Annotated in this window: 24 protein-coding genes; 7 read left to right on the top strand and 17 right to left on the bottom strand. The window is 56.3% G+C overall.

Annotated features, from left to right (window positions below):
* Window positions 1–87: 87 nt before the first annotated feature.
* Complete coding sequence (locus FIU92_RS04285; RefSeq protein ID WP_152457381.1) at window positions 88–1014, top strand: MBL fold metallo-hydrolase; 927 nt, start codon at window positions 88–90, stop codon at window positions 1012–1014.
* Complete coding sequence (locus FIU92_RS04280) at window positions 1011–1955, top strand: MBL fold metallo-hydrolase (protein ID WP_152457380.1); 945 nt, start codon at window positions 1011–1013, stop codon at window positions 1953–1955. The genes FIU92_RS04285 and FIU92_RS04280 overlap by 4 nt, the downstream gene beginning before the upstream one ends.
* 1 nt (window position 1956) lies before the next feature.
* Here the strand turns inward: FIU92_RS04280 and FIU92_RS04275 are convergent, their stop codons facing one another.
* The 14 genes from FIU92_RS04275 to FIU92_RS04210 form a co-directional block, all read right to left on the bottom strand.
* Window positions 1957–3015, bottom strand: coding sequence for a YeeE/YedE family protein (locus tag FIU92_RS04275; RefSeq protein ID WP_152457379.1), 1059 nt, complete (start codon window positions 3013–3015; stop codon window positions 1957–1959).
* A gap of 58 nt (window positions 3016–3073) precedes the next feature.
* On the bottom strand, window positions 3074–4297 hold the full coding sequence (hemA, locus tag FIU92_RS04270; RefSeq protein WP_152457378.1) for a 5-aminolevulinate synthase: 1224 nt from the start codon (window positions 4295–4297) through the stop codon (window positions 3074–3076).
* A 1-nt stretch (window position 4298) separates the two neighbouring features.
* Window positions 4299–4733 carry a DUF302 domain-containing protein gene (locus FIU92_RS04265; RefSeq protein WP_152457377.1) on the bottom strand — a complete coding sequence of 145 codons (435 nt, stop codon included), beginning with the start codon at window positions 4731–4733 and terminating at the stop codon, window positions 4299–4301.
* A gap of 81 nt (window positions 4734–4814) precedes the next feature.
* Window positions 4815–6077, bottom strand: a complete 1263-nt coding sequence (locus FIU92_RS04260; RefSeq protein WP_152457376.1) for an NAD(P)/FAD-dependent oxidoreductase — start codon at window positions 6075–6077, stop codon at window positions 4815–4817.
* 24 nt (window positions 6078–6101) lie between these two features.
* A complete protein-coding gene (locus tag FIU92_RS04255; protein ID WP_371419730.1) occupies window positions 6102–6809 on the bottom strand; it encodes a c-type cytochrome in 708 nt (235 codons plus the stop codon).
* Between the two features lie 2 nt (window positions 6810–6811).
* Entirely contained in the window at window positions 6812–8137 is a 1326-nt protein-coding gene (locus FIU92_RS04250; protein WP_152457375.1) for a c-type cytochrome, read from the bottom strand.
* Complete coding sequence (soxC, locus tag FIU92_RS04245; protein ID WP_152457374.1) at window positions 8121–9383, bottom strand: sulfite dehydrogenase; 1263 nt, start codon at window positions 9381–9383, stop codon at window positions 8121–8123. Before soxC ends, FIU92_RS04250 begins: the two co-directional genes overlap by 17 nt.
* Before the next feature lie 24 nt (window positions 9384–9407).
* Window positions 9408–11105 carry a thiosulfohydrolase SoxB gene (soxB, locus tag FIU92_RS04240; RefSeq protein ID WP_152457373.1) on the bottom strand — a complete coding sequence of 566 codons (1698 nt, stop codon included), beginning with the start codon at window positions 11103–11105 and terminating at the stop codon, window positions 9408–9410.
* Window positions 11106–11192: 87 nt separating this feature from the next.
* Window positions 11193–12038 carry a sulfur oxidation c-type cytochrome SoxA gene (soxA, locus tag FIU92_RS04235; protein ID WP_152457372.1) on the bottom strand — a complete coding sequence of 282 codons (846 nt, stop codon included), beginning with the start codon at window positions 12036–12038 and terminating at the stop codon, window positions 11193–11195.
* A 70-nt stretch (window positions 12039–12108) separates the two neighbouring features.
* Complete coding sequence (gene soxZ / locus FIU92_RS04230) at window positions 12109–12438, bottom strand: thiosulfate oxidation carrier complex protein SoxZ (protein WP_152457371.1); 330 nt, start codon at window positions 12436–12438, stop codon at window positions 12109–12111.
* Window positions 12439–12474: 36 nt separating this feature from the next.
* Window positions 12475–12891 carry a thiosulfate oxidation carrier protein SoxY gene (soxY, locus tag FIU92_RS04225; protein WP_152457370.1) on the bottom strand — a complete coding sequence of 139 codons (417 nt, stop codon included), beginning with the start codon at window positions 12889–12891 and terminating at the stop codon, window positions 12475–12477.
* 47 nt (window positions 12892–12938) lie between these two features.
* The gene (gene soxX, locus FIU92_RS04220) at window positions 12939–13415 is read right to left on the bottom strand and encodes a sulfur oxidation c-type cytochrome SoxX (protein WP_152457369.1); all 477 of its coding nucleotides are present in this window, start codon (window positions 13413–13415) and stop codon (window positions 12939–12941) included.
* A 131-nt stretch (window positions 13416–13546) separates the two neighbouring features.
* Entirely contained in the window at window positions 13547–14125 is a 579-nt protein-coding gene (locus FIU92_RS04215) for a thioredoxin family protein (protein WP_152457368.1), read from the bottom strand.
* A 14-nt stretch (window positions 14126–14139) separates the two neighbouring features.
* Window positions 14140–14880, bottom strand: coding sequence for a cytochrome c biogenesis CcdA family protein (locus FIU92_RS04210; RefSeq protein WP_152457367.1), 741 nt, complete (start codon window positions 14878–14880; stop codon window positions 14140–14142).
* Window positions 14881–14960: 80 nt separating this feature from the next.
* On the opposite strand from FIU92_RS04210, the gene FIU92_RS04205 reads away from it, so the two are divergent.
* The 3 genes from FIU92_RS04205 to FIU92_RS04195 all read left to right on the top strand — a co-directional run bounded on the left by FIU92_RS04205 (window position 14961) and on the right by FIU92_RS04195 (window position 16847).
* Entirely contained in the window at window positions 14961–15335 is a 375-nt protein-coding gene (locus tag FIU92_RS04205; protein ID WP_152457366.1) for a hypothetical protein, read from the top strand.
* A gap of 100 nt (window positions 15336–15435) precedes the next feature.
* On the top strand, window positions 15436–15744 hold the full coding sequence (locus tag FIU92_RS04200) for a metalloregulator ArsR/SmtB family transcription factor (RefSeq protein ID WP_152459831.1): 309 nt from the start codon (window positions 15436–15438) through the stop codon (window positions 15742–15744).
* Window positions 15745–15785: 41 nt separating this feature from the next.
* Complete coding sequence (locus tag FIU92_RS04195; protein ID WP_152457365.1) at window positions 15786–16847, top strand: YeeE/YedE family protein; 1062 nt, start codon at window positions 15786–15788, stop codon at window positions 16845–16847.
* 20 nt (window positions 16848–16867) lie between these two features.
* Here the strand turns inward: FIU92_RS04195 and FIU92_RS04190 are convergent, their stop codons facing one another.
* Window positions 16868–17119: a hypothetical protein gene (locus tag FIU92_RS04190; RefSeq protein WP_152457364.1), complete on the bottom strand. Its 252-nt coding sequence runs from the start codon at window positions 17117–17119 to the stop codon at window positions 16868–16870.
* Window positions 17120–17426: 307 nt separating this feature from the next.
* Complete coding sequence (locus FIU92_RS04185; RefSeq protein WP_152457363.1) at window positions 17427–17690, bottom strand: DUF2312 domain-containing protein; 264 nt, start codon at window positions 17688–17690, stop codon at window positions 17427–17429.
* 428 nt (window positions 17691–18118) lie between these two features.
* Here FIU92_RS04185 and FIU92_RS04180 point away from each other — a divergent pair, with 428 nt between their 5' ends.
* Window positions 18119–18337: a hypothetical protein gene (locus FIU92_RS04180; protein ID WP_152457362.1), complete on the top strand. Its 219-nt coding sequence runs from the start codon at window positions 18119–18121 to the stop codon at window positions 18335–18337.
* Window positions 18338–18346: 9 nt separating this feature from the next.
* Here the strand turns inward: FIU92_RS04180 and FIU92_RS04175 are convergent, their stop codons facing one another.
* Entirely contained in the window at window positions 18347–18562 is a 216-nt protein-coding gene (locus FIU92_RS04175) for a hypothetical protein (protein WP_152457361.1), read from the bottom strand.
* A 243-nt stretch (window positions 18563–18805) separates the two neighbouring features.
* Here FIU92_RS04175 and FIU92_RS04170 point away from each other — a divergent pair, with 243 nt between their 5' ends.
* The gene (locus FIU92_RS04170) at window positions 18806–19669 is read left to right on the top strand and encodes an MBL fold metallo-hydrolase (protein ID WP_152457360.1); all 864 of its coding nucleotides are present in this window, start codon (window positions 18806–18808) and stop codon (window positions 19667–19669) included.
* The last annotated feature ends 33 nt before the right edge of the window (window positions 19670–19702 follow it).

Below are 19702 nucleotides of genomic sequence, written 5' to 3'. Positions count from 1 at the left end.
CCCGGCCGGTTTTTCAGCGTCGTGGAATGATCCATTGTTGGTACTTCCATCGTTTACAAATAAAAATATTCATTTTAATGATTTCGTATGAATGGAATTTCTTTGTCCCGACGCAGCTTCCTGTTCAATGCCACGTGTCTTGCGGCACTTGGAGCTCAAGCCAGGATCGTGCAAGCAGAGCTGCGGCTCGGTCCTTCAGCCCGAATTACGACCGTGTCAGACGGATACCTGTCATTGCCACCTGATGTTGTTTTCGGAGCCATGCCCAAAGAGGAGGTCGAGCAATTTCTGACCCGCAATCAAGCGGACGCGACCAAGTACGAGCCAGAGTGCAACGTCACGCTTTATCGAGATGATGAAAACACCGTGCTGTTCGATGCTGGAGCGGGGCCGGACTTCATGCCCACATCGGGCAAACTGATGGAAACTTTTGAAGCAATCGGCCTGTCGCCCGAAAGTGTCACGCATGTGGTTTTCACCCACGCGCACCCGGATCATATCTGGGGTGTTCTGGATGATTTCGACGACCTGCTTTTCCCAAATGCGACGCACCTCATTGGGCGCAAAGAATGGGATTATTGGTGGAACCCCTCAACGGTGGACACGATAGGTGAAGATCGCACCGCGTTCGCGGCCGGTGCAAAACGGCGATTGGAAGCAATTGAAGATCAGGTCGCGTTCTTCGAGGATGGGCAAGAGATACTTCCGGGCATTGCGGCACGGGCAAGCTTTGGGCACACGCCCGGTCACATGGCTTTTGAGCTTCGAAATGGGAATGAGTCCGTGATGGTCGTCGGCGACGCGCTGGGGAATCCGCACGTGGCCTTTGAGCACCCCGATTGGCACAGTGGAACGGATCAGGATCCCCAGGTCGCCGCAGCTGCGCGTTACTCTCTGCTGGATCAGGTTTCCGAAGAAAAAAAGAGAATAATTGGCTTCCACTTGCCGAACGGTGGAATTGGCCGCGTCGAAAAGACCGACTCGGCCTACAGATTCATTGGAGAGGCGTCATGATACGATCATTCGGGATTGCGGTTGCTTTAGTCACACCAGCTTGGGCAAGCGAGGATATTGCAGACCAGTATCCGCAAAGCGTTCTGTATTCCAAGCCGGTCGAATTCATCCCTGGCGTCTATTCCGCCATTGGCGCAACCGCTCCGCCGACCTACGAAAACTCTGGTCACAACAACAACCTGAGCTTCATCGTAACAGGTGAGGGCGTGGTCGTTGTCAACGGCGGTGCCGCCTATGTCCTTGCCCAAGCGCTTCACAAGGAAATTCAGGCGATTACGGATCAGCCGGTCACGCTTGTCTTCAACGAGAACGGTCAGGGGCACGCGATGCTTGGCAATGCCTACTGGTCGGAAATCGGGGTTCCAATCGTCGCCCATTCGGATGCAGCTGCCGAGTTCGAGGAATATGGCCCTCAGATTCTGGAGGGAATGAAACGATACAATCAGGACAAGGCAGAGGGAACGTTTCTGGCAGGCCCAACCGAGACATTCGATGATGAATACGTGATTGAGATGGGCGACTTCCGGATCGAGGCCAAATACCTCGGACCGGCCCACAGCCCCGGCGATATCTCGATCTGGTTGCCGAACCAAAGCCTTGTCATCGCGGGTGACATGGCGTTCCACGAGCGCATGCTGCCGATCTTTCAGGATACCTATACCGCGGATTGGCTGGAAACCTGGGACAACGAGTTCGAGGCTTTGAATGCCACATATGTCATACCCGGGCACGGTCATCCCACGAATATGGATCAGGTGCGCCGCTATACGCGCGATTACCTGGTGTATCTGCGAACCAGAATTCAAGAACATATGGATGCAGGCGGCGATCTGACCGAAGCCTATTATGTCGATCAGTCCCCCTATGCCCACCTGGACGCGTTCGAGGAGCTGGCAACCAAGAACGCCGGGCGCGTTTTCGAACAGATGGAGTTCGAGTAAGTCAGGAATGCTGCAATACCGGCAGCCGCATCAAAAACCTGTGCGTGCCTATCGCCCCAACCCACATGAAGAAAACGGCAAACCAGGCTGTCAATGACAGGGCGGACCCGCCTGAAAGTCCGGCGCCCACGGCGCAACCTCCGGCCAGCATCGCCCCGAACCCCGTGAAGACAGCTCCGACGAGGTACCGTTCCATCGGAGTGTCCGAGCCAAAACGCTCGATCCTCCACTCACCGGAAATGATGGCAGATCCTGCTGCGCCAATGGCCACGCCCGGCACAAGACCGATACCGAAAGACAGCACCACATTTCGCTCTGCAACCAACGCCATCAGCGTGTCTGTGGCCGGGCCGGTAAACGTCACCGAAGACACGGGGACGACCTCAAAGGATGCCAGCGCGATGGAAAACGTCATGAACCATCCAAGCGCCACTGCCCCGCCAACTCCGGCGGCTGTCACGATCTTTGCAGGCGCGACTTTCCTGTGAAGGGCAAACACGATCGACAGGACAAATCCAATTGCGGCAACGGCCGAATAGACCGATGGGGGGAACCCCATTATTTCTGCAAGATCGCGCTCTGCGCCTCCCGAGATGGTCCACAGACCGGAAATCGCTTCACGGGCGGGGCTGAGAACGCCTGTGTAGGCGGCCTGAGCCACCAAGGTCAAAATCAATCCTGTCACAAGTGCTCGCAGATTGCCGCATGATGCCAACACCAGCAGGCGAGAGGCACATCCACGCGCAAGAACCATGCCGATGCCAAACATCGCCCCACCAATAATCGCACCGCTAAGGCTGCCGGTTGACGCGATCGCGCGTGCCTCGGAAAGGTCCAGCAATTCAAGCGAGACAAGCGCCTGTACCAGCGTCAGTGCCGCGGTAAAGGCGATCAGCCAAACCGCCAAGCGGGGGCCAAACTTACCTTCGGCGACTTCCACCGTCGATGCGCGCAAACAAAAATGGGACTTCTGAGCCGTAACGCCGAACAAGATACCGACCAGCACTCCGGCAAACGCCAGGGTGCCCGGGTCTCCCAGCAAATCGATGAGCCTCTCCATGGACAGAAACTCTCACTACGTTGCGTGTGTGTCTTTGTCTTTGGTCAATTCGTCAGCGTCATTGCGCAGCCATTGGCCTGCGCGCCAATTGGCATTGCGTCCACAACTCGCCCAATGCAGATACCAGCCGGTCCACGTCTTCACAGGTGTGCACCGGCGACGGCGTAATCCGCAGACGTTCCGTTCCTTTGGGAACAGTTGGATAGTTGATGGGCTGGATGTAGATCCCATAGTCACGCATCAGCACATCCGAAATGAATCGACACTTGACCGGATCGCCGACCATGACCGGAATGATGTGGCTTGGGTTCGGTGTATGGGGAATACCCAGATCGTCCAGCCTGTCCCGGACTTCGCGCACGCGCTTATTGTGCTGTTGCCGCTCTGCATTGCTTTGCTTCAGGTGCTTCACCGAAGCCGCAGCTCCTGCCGCCACGGCCGGAGGCAAAGCAGTGGTGAAAATAAATCCGCTGGCAAAGGATCGGACAAAGTCGACAAGCTCTTTCGACGCCGCGATGTACCCACCGACCACGCCGAACGCCTTGCCCAAAGTCCCTTCAATCACGGTCAGGCGGTCCATCAGGCCCTCGCGCTCGGCGATGCCACCGCCGCGCGGACCGTACAGCCCGACCGCGTGAACCTCATCCAGATAGGTCATCGCGCCATATTGGTCCGCCAGATCACAGATCTCGGCAATCGGTGCAATATCGCCATCCATGGAATAGACGCTTTCAAACGCGATCAGCTTGGGCGCATTTGCAGGCAGGTCCGCAAGATGTCTTTCAAGGTCCTCAAGATCGTTGTGCTTCCAGATCCGCTTTTGACAACGGCTGTGACGAATCCCCTCGATCATCGAGGCATGGTTCAATTCGTCGGACAGAACCGTGATGCCAGGAATGCGGGACGCCAAGGTTCCCAAGGCGGCCCAATTGGATACGTAACCAGACGTGAACAGCAATGCCGCGTGCTTGCCGTGAAGGTCCGCAAGTTCCTGCTCCAACAGCACATGTTCGTGCGTGGTCCCCGAGATATTCCGCGTCCCACCGGCACCTGCACCGCATTTGTCGATCGCCTCGTGCATGGCCGCAAGAACCTTGGGATGCTGTCCCATTCCAAGATAGTCGTTCGAGCACCAGACAGTGACTTTTTCGGGACCACCCCCTGCGTAACTGCGCGCCTTAGGAAACGCGCCGCACTGACGTTCGAGGTCAGCAAAAATCCGGTAGTTTCCTTCCTGTTTCAGTTGATCTAGTTGATCTCGAAAATACTGCCGGTAGTTCATTTCAATCCCCAACGGCCTCTTCAACGATTCCAGACAACAGGGTCTGGACCTTTTGCATTGGGCCATCCGGATAGCTTCGGTATCCGACCTTCACCCCGTCATCGTCCTCGGCCACGAAAATCCCGTATGGGCAATATCCGATATTCATCGGATCAGCTTCCATCACCTCTCGCGAAATCTTTGCCGAGCAAAAAATAAAGATGTCCGCCGCCGCGAATATCTGTTTGTCGCTGCCGACATCAGCGCCCGTTCGGTTCAACATTTCGCCAACGTGGCTCACATAGTCGATGACCAACCCCTGCCCGACAATGGCGGATTCGACCGCGAAGGTGGCATCATCAAAACTTCCGTCAAAGGGGGTCGTGATGATATCCTCGGCAAGCCCTTGACTGGCAGAGACCGCAAAAAACGCGGCCGTGATGATTAAGTGTTTCATGATCTTGATCCTCCTCCTGAGCCGCAGTTTCTCAGATTGAGCTTCGGGGGCTTTGACGCGTGTCAAAACCCCCGAGAACTTCTATCCAAACATGTCCGAGGTGATACCGGCATACCAACCCAGCGACTCTTCATACGTTGCTTTTCTCAGATCGGCATCTTCGCCGGTCTGGCTGATGAAGCCGTCCACCTTGGCGATTTTTTCCGGCGTCGCCTCGTAGGTTGCGCCAACCTTCACGCCATCATCCGTGTCGATCAGCGACCAGCAGGTGTTGGAGAACTTGGCCGGGAACACCTTGGATCCGGTCAACGCGCCTCGCACGGCATTCGCGCACACTTTCGCCTGACTGTTGGCCGAGAAACCCGATTTCGGCATGTCACCCTGCTGGCTGGCATCGCCCAGGACATAGATGTCCGGATCCGCCTTGGAGGACATGTCCGCGGCGTTCACCGGCGCCCAGTTGCCTTCGGTCACTCCGGCCATTTCGACAATGCGTCCGGCTTTCATCGCCGGGATCACGTTGCAGACGTCGACTTTGGTCTCTTCTCCGTCGATGGTCACCGTCATCGCGTCCGGGTTTACCGAGACATTTCCACCACCGAAGTCTTCACCAATCCAGTCGACCATGCCTTCGTAATGGTTTGCCCAGCCTTCCTGGAACAATGCCATCTTCGAAAACTTCGGCTTCGGATCCGCCACGATGATTTTCGCGGTGGGATTGTTTGCTTTCAGAACATGCGCAACCATCGAGACCCTCTCATAGGGTCCGGGCGGGCAGCGGTACGGGTTCGGTGGTGCAACCATCGCAAAAGTACCGCCTTCGGGCATCGCCATGATCTGAGCTTTCAGAAGCTCTGTCTGCGAGCCGGCCTTGTACGCATGCGGCATCTTGTTTTGCGCCGAGACGTCCCAGCCTTCAACAGCCCCGTCAACAAAATCGATACCCGGGCTGAGGATCAGCTTGTCATACGGGACCGAGCCACCCCCGGCCAAGGATACAGTCTTGGCATCGCGGTCAACACCGATGGCCCAATCGTGGACCACGTTTATCCCATAATCGGCAGCAAGCGTTCCATAGCTGTGCGCGATATCCGAAAGTTCCTGGAACCCTCCAAGATACAGGTTCGAGAAGAAGCAGGTGTAGTAAGTCCGCGACGGCTCGATCAGCGTCACGTCGATCTCACCTTTGCTGTCCTTCGCAATATAACGGGCAGCCGTAGCGCCGCCTGCACCGCCGCCGACGACAACGACCCGGGGCCTGCCCTGAGCCAGAACCATCGGTGCAGATAATCCGGCTGCCGCCACCCCGGCGGCTCCTAGAAATGTACGTCTATTGAGTGTCATCGCGTTTCCTCCCCTTAGGCACAATTACTCTGGGTTATTGAAATATGCGGCCAACGCCGCAATCTCGTCATTGCTCAGCCTTCCGGCGATCATTTGCATAACCGGGTGTGGCCGCTTTTTGTCCTTGTATGCGTGCATGGCGACGACAAAATCCTCGTCGGGCCAATACACGATCGACGGGATACCCTCGTCACTTCCCTCGATCTGATGGCACGTCGTGCATTCGCTGCTGAGATATGCGCCGTATTCGGGATCTCCCTGAATCGCCAGGATCGCTGGATCGACGGAATGGTCCGTGCCTTTCGCGGTTGGGTCCGCTTCGGGAATGTCCCGAGGGTTGTCTGAAAACCCCCGCAAATAGGCAATCACATTGGCCCGGTCTTCCGGGTCTTTCAGACCGCGAAAGCTCATCCTTGTGCCCGAGGCGAATGCACGGGGATTTTCGATATAGGCTGACAAGGTGTCAGCGTGCCATTCCAAACCCGAATTTCCCGCGCGCATAAGGCTTTTGGAATAATTGAAATCATCGAGACCTGCGGCCTTGCGCCCAAAGACACCATTCAGATGCGGACCGATTTTGTTTTCCGCGCCTTCGCCAACCTGATGGCAGCCTTTGCATTTGGCGAACACTGTTTTCCCGGCCTCGGCATCACCAAGGTCTTCGGTTGCGCAGGTCGATGTGGCGAAAGCCGCCACAACCGCCGCACACGCCACTATGCCCGACCACCGCACGATCAGCTTCCGAACGATTTGAGGTAGACAATCACGGCCTCAACGTCGTCTGGCTTCCTGAGCCCCGCAAAAGACATTCGCGTGCCCTTCATGTAATCCTTGGGTTTCGTCAGGAAGGCCGCCATTTCCTCATCCGTCCAAACAAGGCCGGCTTCGGATGCGGCTTTCATCGCCTTGGAGTATTTGAACCCCTCGACCGATCCTGCATTGGCCCCGACTATTCCGTTCAACGCCGGCCCGGTACCGTGCTTTGCACCTTCACCCACCTGATGGCAGGCTTTACACTTCTTGAAGACTTTCGCTCCGGCGGCAACCAGTTCCGTTGCTTCGTCGGTCTCTTCGGCCTCTTGAACGGCTGGCTCCGCAGCGGCTTCTTCCTCGGGCTTGGGTGCCGCTGCCGGAATGAACGACGGGCCGTCCGCAGTGAATGTCGGCAACCCCTCAACGGTGGCATCATTCATCACCGAGTTCGACCCACCTTCGGGCGGCGTCTCGACCAGAAAAACGGAACGCATCGTGACAGCGGACTCTGCCTTGCAGTTTTCCATGCAAGGCTCTTTGCGCCATTCGGCGTACTCGGTCTCGGGTCGTGTATCGACGACAAAACCGTCCTTGTTGTACATCTCGAATTCGGCGAAGTTTTCGTTGCTCAGTTCGAAATCGTCATCCACCAAATCATTTGAATACAGGATGTAGGCAACAATCGCATAGGTCTCATCCGCGGTCAAAGTGCCCGCCTCGCCAAATGGCATGGATCGGGAAATGTAATCCCAGGCAGTAGACAAATGCGGCCAGTATGACCCGACGGTCTTGACGGGATCTTCGTTTGCAAGCGTATCGAACCCACCGGCAAGAACGGGCCAGTTGTCCACACCTTCCGCGAACTCTCCGTGACATGACGCGCAGCGGTCGGCAAATACTTCTTCCCCGGTCCAAACGTCGCCCGATCCGACAGGCAAGCCCCGCCCGTCCGGCAAAACGTCAACGTCCCAGGCCGCGATCTCTTCCTCCAGCGCAGGCCGTCCAAGCCCATAGGTGCCCTCGCGGCTGGGCGCAGGTGCGGTCAGGTTCGCGCCATTCGCAACCCGTTCCGCTGCGGCGGCCTGAATTTCCTGGAGTTTGAGCTCAAGCTGGGCTGCTCGTTCGGCTTCTGTCTTCGCTTTTTCCTGTGCGGCTGCAGCGTGGGCCTCAACCTGACCAATCCGGGTTTCCAAAGTTTCGATCTTCGATTGGCCGAAGTTTCGGTTGGCGAACACCAACGCCCCCGCAAGCACCAACGCCGTGCCGCCGAATACGGGCAGGAAAACATGACTAAGAGACTTCGACATTCTCGGCGATCCCCTCTGCGCTTACGTACCACGTCTGGATACAGTTATTGTGATAGACCGAGTTCTCGCCGCGCTTTTCGCGCAGCTGGTCTTTGGTTGGCTGTACATAGCCGGTCTCATCCATTGCTCGGGCCTGTAGGAGCATGGGTGCCCCGTCCCAATTCGTGTCGAGATAGAAACGTGTCAAAGCCTTGGTGTCGCCCTGCTTGCCAAGGCGTGCCGTCTCCCACGTGATGCCGCCGTCCTTGGATACATCGACACGGGTAATCTGTCCGTGGCCTGACCATGCAAGCCCTGAAATCACCAGCGGCCCGGGCCCATGTTTGATCGGCATTTGCGGGCTGGGCGAGGTTATGACGGATTTCGCATCCATCACCCAAGTCCATTTCTGGGCCGTGCCATCGGCATAGACATCGGTGTATTTCGAAGTTTCTTCGCGGCTTTCGACCGCCCTGTCGACGACCTCGATCCGGCGCAGCCATTTGACCCACATGTTGCCTTCCCAGCCTGGCACGACCAGGCGCACAGGATAGCCATGTTCCATCCGCAGAGCCTCGCCATTTGCCTTGAAGGCCACCAACACATCATCCAGCGCTTTTTCCATCGGAATGGAGCGGCCATTGGACGACGCGTCCGCGCCCTCGACATAGACCCATTTGTCGGGCGAGATATCGGCACCAGCTTCCTGCAACAGCGTGCGCAGCGGAACACCGGTATATTCCATGTTGTGGATCATACCATGGGTGAATTGCACGCCGTTGAGCTGCGCGCCTGCCCACTCCATCCCGGTATTCGCGGCGCATTCGCAGAAATACACGTGGTTTTCACGCGGGAACCGCTCGATGTCGTCATACGTAAAGACCAGCGGGCGATCGACCAGCCCGTTGATCATCAGGCGATAGTCTTCCTTGCGCAGTTCAATCGCGCCCGAGTGGTGCCGTTCAAAGGCGCAGCCCTGGGGTGTGATTGTACCATCAAGCGCGTGGATCGGCGTGAAGTTGATCGACGAAATCGGAGAGGCGGTCAGCCATTCCACATTGCGGCGCACGACATGGGATTCATAGCTGATCGGCATGCCATAAGGTGTCTCGTCAACGCCTGCACCCGTGTACGATGCCCAATCCTGAAGCTCTGTTATCAGGGGGTCGGGCGTTTCTGCCACTGCCGCACCTGCAACTGACCCCGCGGCGACCGCGGCACTACCTTTCAGGAAGGCCCGGCGGGACGGTTTGAACGCGTCATCCATATCTCTTAGGTCTCCATCTGTTTCTTAGGCGCCGACGACATCGACGCTGGTGTTCTCTTGCACCGTTACGGTTCCAAGGTTGCGAATGTGGTTTTCGACGACATCCCAGATCGGCGGACCCTCGGTGCCTTCGTTGACGCTGGCCCAGCCGGCCACGACATAGGTTTTCGACGGATCAATCGCTTCACCTGTCTTCAGCAGAGTCATCTCGCTGATCCGCTGCCCTTGCGGCTTGGTCACGTCGATGCGGTAGCCCAGCCCACCGACACGGACCATGTCGCCGCCCTGCTGGTAGTAGGGATCAGGGTTGAACAGGTTGTCGCCAACATCCTCGAGGATCACATGGATGAACTCACCCGTCATTTCCGTGCGATAGGCATTCGGATATGACATCGAAGTGACGTTCCAGATGTCCTCGCGCGTGATCTCCTGCCCCGGCAGGATCGACGGCCCCCAACGAACACCGGGGGACATGGCAATGTCTGCCTCCCGCTCCTTAAGCAGGGCATCACAGATCAGGTCATCCCAGGTTCCGTTGAAATTGCCGCGACGATAGAGCAACGAGTCCGTTCTGCCGATCACTTCGCTGAGCGTCTCCTCATAGGGCGCGCGCTGCTCATCTATCAGGGCGGTGATCGCAGGATCCGGAGCGATAACATCAGAGAAGATCGGGATCAGCTTGTGCTTCAACCCCATCAACTGCCCATCCCGCACATCCAGATCCACGCGGCTGACGAATTTGCCGTTCGAGCCTGACGCGATGATATGCGTTTTGCCCACCAGAACCGGCTCGGGCAGCGCATCGTGGGTGTGGCCACTGAGGATCACGTCGATCCCCTGCACCCGGCCGGCCATTTTCTTGTCCACGTCAAAGCCGTTATGGCTGAGGGCGACGACGACATCGGCACCGGCATCGCGAACCTCGTCGACCATTGCCTGCATGTTCTCATCCCGAATGCCGAAAGAGTATTCAGGGAACATCCAACCCGGATTCGCAATTGGCATGTAAGGGAACGCCTGCCCGATCACGGCAACCTTTGCACCGCCTCGGTCAAAGAACTTGTAGGGCTTGAACAATTCCGCAGGTTCATCCCATTCGGCATCAAAAATGTTCTGACCCAAAGCGGCAAAGGGCAGCCCTTCGACGATTTCGTTAACTCTGTCGCTGCCCAGCGTGAACTCCCAATGAAAGGTCATTGCATCAGGTTTCAGCGCGTTCATGACATTGACCATGTCCTGACCAGCCGTCTGGTAACAGGTGTAAGACCCGTGCCAGGTATCACCGCCATCCAAAAGCAGGGCATCGGGCCGGTCCGCACGGATGGCATTGATCACCGTCGAGACCCGGTCCAAACCACCGACCCGACCGTAGGTCTTTGCCAGGGCCGCAAAGTCGTCGTATGTCAGCGCATAGGCGGACGGGCTGCCATCCTCGATCCCGTAGGCCTTGCGGAATGCGGCCCCCGTGACGTGCGGCATCTGCCCTTTCGCCTCGCCGATACCCAGGTTTATCTCGGGTTCACGGAAGTAAATCGGTTTGAGTTGCGCGTGGATGTCAGTGACATGGATCAGGCTGATATTGCCAAAGGTCTCAAACTCCAGCAGCTGATCCTGCGTCAGACTTTGCTGCGCGGAAAGCCTGGCCCAATTGCCAAACCCGGACGCTCCGTACAGAGCCGATGCCGCCATTGAAACCTGCAAGAAGTCACGTCGAGAAATCATCTTTCGGCTTTCCTGTTACACATATTAATGTGTGAATGTTATGCTCTTGAAAAACCCGCGTCGGACATCGCCCACGCGGGTCGTTCGTTATTGGCGCACGGCCGGGGTTTCGACTGAAAGCCCGTTGCCACGCGAGGCAACATAAAGCTCCAGCGCACGGAATTCGTCTGAACCTTCGGCAAAGGTTTCCGCCCGCGTATCACGAATACAACCGCGGAAACGATTGTGTCGCGAAATCAGCTTGGCCTGTTTCAAGCGATACGTCGGGAACCCGTTGATCATTCCCTGGCTCAGGTGATCTGCCCGGATCATATTGCCCCAATTGTCTTCATGACAGTTGGCACAGCTCAGCTCCAACTGGCCATAGCGCGTATAGTACATTTCCTTGCCCTGTTCCCAATACGGGGCGGCATCACCGTCGATGGCAACGTTCATGGGCATCCCGCGTGACTGTAGTCCGATCAAAGCGACCATGCCCTGCATATCGCCACCGGACCATTTCCAGGCATCGGCCTCCATGTGCTCGGTCCGGCACGCGTTGATCAGATCTTCCATGACCACCAGCTTGCCGGTTTCGGCATCAACCTTCGGCATGGAAGCCTGCAATCCCTTGAAGCTTTCCACCCCGTCGTGGCACGAGGCACAGCTTTTGCCGGCAGCCCCATCGACCGTCTCAAAAAGGTCGGCAGCCTTGTCGACGAAGATCATCGCCGGATTGTCGAAATCATCAATCTGAAGGGCCTGGGTTTCATCCGTACGGAAATGCCAACCGGAATAGATCGTGTCCAGGTTTTCCAAATGCGCCGGCGCTTCGGTGACCGAGGTCATGTCCAGCTCGTCATTGATCACAAGATTGTCTTCGTCAGGTCCGGCCATTGCTGCCACTGGGAAAACCAGAACTGCTGCGATCGCCGTTAATGCCTTTGTATTCATTACGTTCCTCCCTTGGTGGACCAGCGCCAAACGTCATGCCCGGCGCTGATCTGCCTTAGTGGTCGAGCCGTCAGGCGATCTCGATCGATTTCTTCTCGTCGTATACAGAGCCGTCGTCATCGTACCAGGTAAACACGAACTCACCTGCCTCGGGCACGGTTGCCTCAAACTGGAAATACGGGTTGGTTGAGATTGCCGGCTCCATCGTCACATCGATCACCATTTCGCCGTTAAACTCACAGGTGAAACGGTTGATGATCGACCGAGGTATGACGTTGCCTTCTTTGTCCTTGCGCTGTCCGCTTTCCATCTTGTGGCTGATCAATGTCTTGATCGTGACGGTTTCGCCAGCTGCGGCTTTCTTGGGAACCTTGACGCGGGGTTTCACACCGGATGCCATTGGTTAGTCTCCTGTTCTTCGAGGCGCGCGTGGCTATCAGCCGCCGCAGCCGCCGATTGTCACTTTTACGGTCGCGGATGCCTTGGCAAAGCTGCCATCTGCCATCTTCGCCACGGCAATGACATCCTGCGTTCCGGCAAGGCGGATACGGGTTGAAGCGGCCTGTTCAGCGGCCAGTGGGCCAAAGTTGAACGTTGCGACGCCCGGTTCGGGGTTGCCTGCTGCAACGATCAGAATCGATGCTGCACCTGGGGCGCTTACTTCGATCGGTACGGTGTTTCCGTTTTCGGCGATTTCAGGTGCCGTCAGTGTAACACCGCCGTCGGCCACATCCGCCCCACCGGTAAACGCGGCAATCGCATCCTCAGCGGCCGCATTTGCACGAAACGGCATCATTGTCAGGAACGCGGCGCCCAGCCCAAGGGCCAGAGTTTCGCGGCGAGAGAGTTCCATTTTCAATCTCCTTTGAGTCTTCGAAAAATCACGCTGGACAAGCGCGACTATTCCTCTTTCAGGGTTGCAAGAAACGCGACCACGTCTTCGATTTCCTGCGCTGTCAGGATCGACGTCAGAGGCTCGGTCGGGGCTTTGCCGGTATAGGCGTCGCCCGGTCGGATATAGCCGTCATCCTTGTAGAATGCCGGCATCACCGTGCCTTCGAACGTCATTTTCGCGTTTGCAACCAATCCGCGAAGCTCGGCCTCGGACCAACGATCACCGGCACCATCCAGCGCCGGGCCAACCTCGCCATGGAACGGAATATCGGCCAAAGCCGAGACCGCATGGCACGCCACGCAATTGCCTTTTGACTTGTCGCCAACGATCAGCGCGCCATTTGCCGCGTCACCGGCCGCGCCGGTCAACGAGACCTCTACGGCACCATATTCACCATAGGTTACGTTTTTCGGGTCGGTATCCGCAGCAAACGCGGCACCCCCTGTCATTGCGCAGACCAATGTTAAGAGTCTCGGCTTCATGATCCCTCCCATTTGCTAACACGCCGACGGCGCTTTGCGACCCAAAGCATTTGTGTACCGTAGTCGACGAGGGCGGTCTGTCGCAACATTAAATTCATTACAATGAATTTTTTTATTTATATCCCCCGACCTCAGTCTTGCGAAACATTGTTTCGCTCCTGAATGCGCCGTGCGTGGTAGCGCTGAAAATCTTCACCATTTTCAAGTTCGTACCGCTTTTCGAAGACCCAGGTGAACAGATCCAAAGTTGTTCCTTTCGAAAACGCCCCCGGCATGACTGCAACCGCTGCATCAATGGCGGTGGCGTCCTCGGGAACCTCTTCCGGCAGAAATACAAGGGTCGGCGTAAACAGAATCCCCCATTTGCGCATCAGCGCTCGTTGCTCGCTCTCTTCCCCGTCAAAGTCGGTGGCCGTGGTGCTTCCGTGCAGATCCAGTTGGACGACAAAGAAGTTATCTTCGATGTACGCCGCCAGGTCGGGCTGGGGGAAAACCTCTTCGTGCATTTTCTTGCAATAGATGCAGCCCTGTTGCTCGATAAACAAAACCAGGCGTTTGCCTTCATCTGACGCCTCTTCAAGATCCTCGCGAAGGTCTTTGAACGTGTCGCGCATCCATAGTGTTTTGTGCAACCCGTCGTCGCCAAGCTCGGCGGCGGAAACCGCCACGCCCACCAAGCACGCCATCAAAACTGACATTGTTCGCTTCATGTTTTCCTCCCGTATTATCCGATGGCCGCAAGCCAGGGCATATGGTCCAGCATCCATTGGGCCACGCGATTGATCGAGTTGGTTGCGATCAAAGCGCCGAACAGAATCAACAGACAGCCCATAGCCTTCTCGATCAGGGGCAAATGCTTTCTGAACCGCGCCATCCACTGCATGAAGGGGCGCACCAAAAAGGCCGCCAGAACAAAGGGGGCAGTCATTCCCGCCCCGTAAACGAATAGAAGCATCGCACCGCGCCAAGCCGTCTCGGTTCCGGCCGCCGTAAACAGGATTGCAGCAAGCACGGGCCCGACACAGGGCGTCCAGCCAAAAGCAAATGCCAGTCCCAGAACATACGCACCAATCAGGCTCAGGTTTGATGTTTCACCGACGTCTGCCCGAAACTGGCGATACAGAAACCCGATGCGAATCAGCCCCAGGAAATGCAAGCCCATCGCCATGATGATGGCCGCGGCAATCCATCGAAGGATATCGAAGTATTCGCGGATCATTTGACCGAATATCGAAGCCGTGGCTCCAAGCGCCATAAAAATCGTTATGATCCCTGCTGCAAAAGCGATTGCAGAAAGCGTTGCCCTGCGGCGAACGTTCCCAGAAATGACTGAACTGGCAGAAATCTGCTCCATCCCGACACCCGCCAGGTAACTGAGGTAAAACGGGACAATCGGCAGGATGCACGGGGACAGAAATGACAACAGCCCTGCGACCAAAGCCCCTGCAAATGTGATGTCGAGCATGGTCAAACCCGTCCTGGCACGCTATCATTCATACATTCAAAGTAATAAAGATATGACGCTGCGGTCAATCGGAGCTTGAGATGCGCCACTTTTTCCTGCTTGTGCTTGCGGTCACGTTGCTTGTTTCGCCCCTGGCTTTACGGGCTGAAATGACGCTTCTGATGGCCGAAGAAGATGGGTGCATGTGGTGTGCCCGATGGGATTCCGAAATCTCGGGGATCTACCCGAAAACACAAGAAGGAGTTGCCGCCCCGCTTCAGCGTGTCGACATCCATGAATCCCTGCCGGATGGGATCACCCTAAAACGACCTCTCTACTACACTCCGACCTTTGTTTTGCTGGACAACGGCCAAGAAGTCGGCCGGATCGAAGGCTACCCCGGCGAAGACTTTTTCTGGGGGTTGTTGGGCGTGATGCTGCGTGACGCAGGGGTACAGGTTGAGACCTCTGGCTAATCGGCGGCAAATTACATAAACTGTTTTGAATGCGTGAAGCTGAGAAAGCGAGGCGATCCTTTTGGACAAACCATCGAAACTGCCGGTGTTCACAAAGGACATGTGTGCGGAAGATCTGGACCGAATGATGGAGAATGCCCAGACGGCATCAAACTTCCTGAAGGCCATCAGCCACGAGGGGCGTCTGATGATCTTGTGCTATCTGTCATCGGGTGAAAAGTCCGTCACCCAGATGGAAGAGATGCTGTCGGCGAGACAGGCCGCCGTATCCCAACAATTATCCCGACTGCGCTTTGAAGGCTTGGTCAAAACACGGCGCGAGGGTAAGACAATTTATTACAGATTGGCTGATGATCGTTCGACGCAAATACTGGAAGTCGTTTACGATCTTTTCTGCCGGGAGACGTAGAAGCCGGTCAAGACGCCGCCAGCTTTGGGAGGAGACTGGCAATGTTCGAAGCATTGGGAGACGCAAATGCTGTTGCTCTGATCGGTTTGATTGGGGGCATCGCTTTGGGGCTGGCTGCGCGCATCGGTCGCTTTTGCACGTTGGGTGCAATCGAAGACTTCCTTTACGCAGGCGATGATCGGCGACTTCGCATGTGGGCGGTTGCGATTGGCGTCGCCATTGTTGGAAGCCATGGCGCCATGGCGTTCGGGTGGCTTGACCCTGTAGGAACACGCTACCTTGCCCAGACCTGGAACCCGATCGGTTCGATCGTGGGCGGCCTCATGTTCGGTTATGGAATGGCCATCAGCGGGAACTGCGGCTATGGGGCGCTGGCAAGGCTGGGAGGTGGCGACCTTCGATCCTTCGTCATCGTCCTGATCATGGGCCTTTCGGCGTATGTCGTAATGTCCGGCCCCCTGGCATATCTGCGGGTTTGGCTGTTTCCAGTAGAAATGGATATCAGCGCGCCCCAAAGCGTCAGCTTTCTAGCTGAACGGTTGACCTCTGTTCCGGCGTGGCTCGTCGGTACTGCCGTCGGTGTCGTTTTGGTGGTCTTCGCTTTGGCGAACCCGCAGTTCCGCCGTACGCCAGCGCAGGTGTTCTGGGGATCTGTGGTTGGACTGGCGATCGTTTCGGGCTGGCTTGGCACGAATTGGGTAGCAACCCACGGCTTTGACGGTGAGCCGGTGCAAACGCATACCTTCGCGGCACCCTTGGGTGACACGATATTCTACTTGATGACAGCGTCCGGAAACACTTTGTCTTTTGCCGTCGGATCAGTCTCGGGCGTTCTGATCGGCGCGTTTTTGGGGTCCTGGTCAAAGGGTCATTTTCGCTGGGAAGCCTGCGAAGATCCGCGCGAACTGAAACGGCAGATGCTGGGCGCGGCGATCATGGGCCCCGGAGCGATCATCGCAGTCGGTTGCAGCGTCGGACAAGGCATGTCTGCCTTCTCACTTCTGGCATACAGCGCGCCCGTGACATTCGCCGCGATCTTTGCGGGCGCGGCGCTGGGACTGAGACAACTCGTGTCCGGGCTGTCCTTCATTACCGAGCGCTGAGTTCTTAACACCACCATGCCTTATGCCAAAAAGGTGTCGGTCGCGCTGATCAGCTCCACTTGAATGGTCAGGCTTTGTTGTTTGATGCATGACCGGCCTTTTGGTTGATCTAAAGGATGGTTTGCAGCGCTCGCACCCGCAATGCCGCAGGGTCGGTCGAGAATTCTGCACAGCCCAATCGCATGCGTCACTCCGCAAAAGGCGGAACAGGAATCTTCAACGATCTTTAATGCCAAAAGAACCCAGCCTTTGAGCCGCAAGCCTTCAGGCAATCACGAGGCAGATCTTGCCTCGGATAAACTATCAAAAAAGGCAACAAGGTCTTCAGCAACCGCAGCTTCGGCTTTCTGACACATTGAATATCTGCCTGTGTAAAACAGATCTGGTCGTCAACAAGGACCCTGCAAACCCACAAGGCAACTGAGGCAAAAGTTATCACCGGACAGCCAGCCAAGTCTGCGATTTTTGAAATCTCTGCCCTGTCTGGCTGTACATGTTGCAGTCTTGGCCAGTGACACGCTGTTCGGGCTGAAGCTTTCGTCAGCCCGAATGAATTAGCGCTTTTGCCAAGAACCGGCCTTAGTTCATGCCCAAGGCTTCTTTGTACATCTCGATGACAGCCTCTTGCTCGGCAATATCATCCTTATCTCTTTTTCTGAGAGAAATGATGCTGCGAAGAGCCTTCACGTCGTAGCCGCGCGATTTACTCTCTGCGTACACTTCCTTTATTTGATCCGCGATGTCTTTCTTTTCCAACTCCAAGCGCTCGATACGCTCAACAAATTGGCGCAACTCCCCAGAGGTGACCTTGTAACTTGCTTCTGCTTCTTCCGACATGCTCATCCAATTCTTCCCAATTCTGGATCATCACCGCTAAGAGAATACAGTTCATACCACCTGTATTCGCCTCAAGCTTTGGTTGCTACACACAAAACAGTTCTCGAGAGGCAGAAGCAACGACGTGCCCGAGCCGCAGCCATGGCTTTTTTCCGTTGTTCCACCGGCTTGTATTCACCGTATCCAGCCCCTCAAACCGTTCGATGAACTGGCACCGCTCATCGGCAGTCACGCGACAGTTGGGGGCAGCCTGATCTTTGAATATGCCTTCCATACGCGTCCGTCCCAAGGGCTGAAATCTGATGCAGGAAGCCGGATACAATGCCGCCGCCCGGGTCGCAAGCACCCAATCCCACCCAATCCCCGAGCACACTTGTACGGCGTGATCCGATCCGGTAAGCGCGGGGGTAGTTCACGAAGAGATGTAGGGCACCATGTTCGAATTCATCACTTGGGGCGGCGCAGCCCTTTCTATGACCGGCCTCGCCGGCCTGATCTGGTGTATTCTTCGCGTGATGAAAGCGCGCAAGGCGGGTCTGTCAGACGACGAACTGCGCGCGACCGTTCAGGGCGTTTTGCCCTGGAACCTGGCGTCTTTGTTCCTGTCCGTCCTTGGATTGATGCTGGTCATCCTCGGGATATCCTTTGGATGACCACTTGTTTCAAATCGGCAAGTTGTCGAACTGCGCTTCCATAGCGTCTTCGCACAGGGCTGCATCCAGACGCCGCAGGCGGGACGGCACCTGCATCCCCTGCTGTCGCATACGGTCGACAACCTTGCTCACACTCGGCTGAAGCGCCAAACGCGTATCAAGGCACGCATTTCTGAGCTCTTGTTCAAGCCGTTCTGCTTCGGAATAAAGACTTGTCGATGTCATAATACCCTCCCAAGTGTCGCCAGTATCCCAGATATAGGTAACAGGAATAAGACCCGCTGATATTAACCTGAAATTGTGCGGGATATTGCCCAACACATTCGCGTTTTCGGCAATCCGGCGCGGATGGGCTAAAGTTTAAGCTGATTTAATCGTGAATGCCTTGACGCGCATCAAACACAGGTTCGATGTTGCATCACATTCCATTTTACATATATGATAACGACAACCGATACGGAGGAAATCATGACACCCGCAGTGAAAGCGTTTTTTGACGATCAAACCTTCACGGTGTCCTACGTTGTTCATGAACCGCAAGGGCGTGCCTGCGCCATCATCGACAGTGTTCTGGATTTCGATCATGCTTCGGGGCGCACAGAGACAAAATCGGCTGACGCAATCATCGACTTTGTGCGCGCGCACGACCTAAAGGTTGAGTGGATTCTGGAAAGCCACGTTCACGCCGATCACCTGTCTGCGGCCCCCTACCTGCAACAGGAACTGGGTGGCAAAATCGGAATTGGCGCTCAGATCGTCACAGTGCAGGACACGTTCGGCAAAGTCTTCAATGAAGGAACCGAGTTCCAGCGCGATGGTAGCCAGTTCGACGCCTTGTTCTCGGAGGGGGACAGTTTTCACATTGGGCAGATGCGCGGCGATGTTCTTCATACCCCGGGCCATACCCCGGCCTGCTTGACCTATGTAATAGGCGACGCCGCCTTTGTAGGCGACACGCTGTTCATGCCGGATTTCGGCACGGCCCGCTGCGATTTTCCCGGAGGCTCCTCAGCCACATTGTTTGAATCGATCCAGAAAATCCTGTCGCTGCCGGACGAAACGCGCATCTTTGTCGGACATGACTACAAAGCGCCGGGCCGCGATGAATATGCCTGGGAAACGACGGTAGGCGAACAGAAAGCGCTGAACGTCCATATCGGACAAGGGCGGAGCATCGAAGAATTCGTGGAAATGCGCGACGCAAGGGACGCCACCCTTGCCATGCCGCGCCTGATCCTGCCCTCTTTGCAGGTCAACATGCGGGCGGGGCAAATGCCGCCTGCTGATGAGCAAGGCGATGTATTCCTGAAGCTGCCGGTGAACAAAATCTGACGCAAGTCAAGTCAATCAAAAAAGGATAAACCC

Origin of the sequence: Ruegeria sp. THAF33 (genome assembly GCF_009363615.1) — a bacterium.
Taxonomy (GTDB): Bacteria; Pseudomonadota; Alphaproteobacteria; order Rhodobacterales; family Rhodobacteraceae; genus Ruegeria.
The sequence above is the reverse complement of the archived record's forward strand: the minus strand, read 5'-3'. Positions and strand labels throughout refer to the sequence as shown.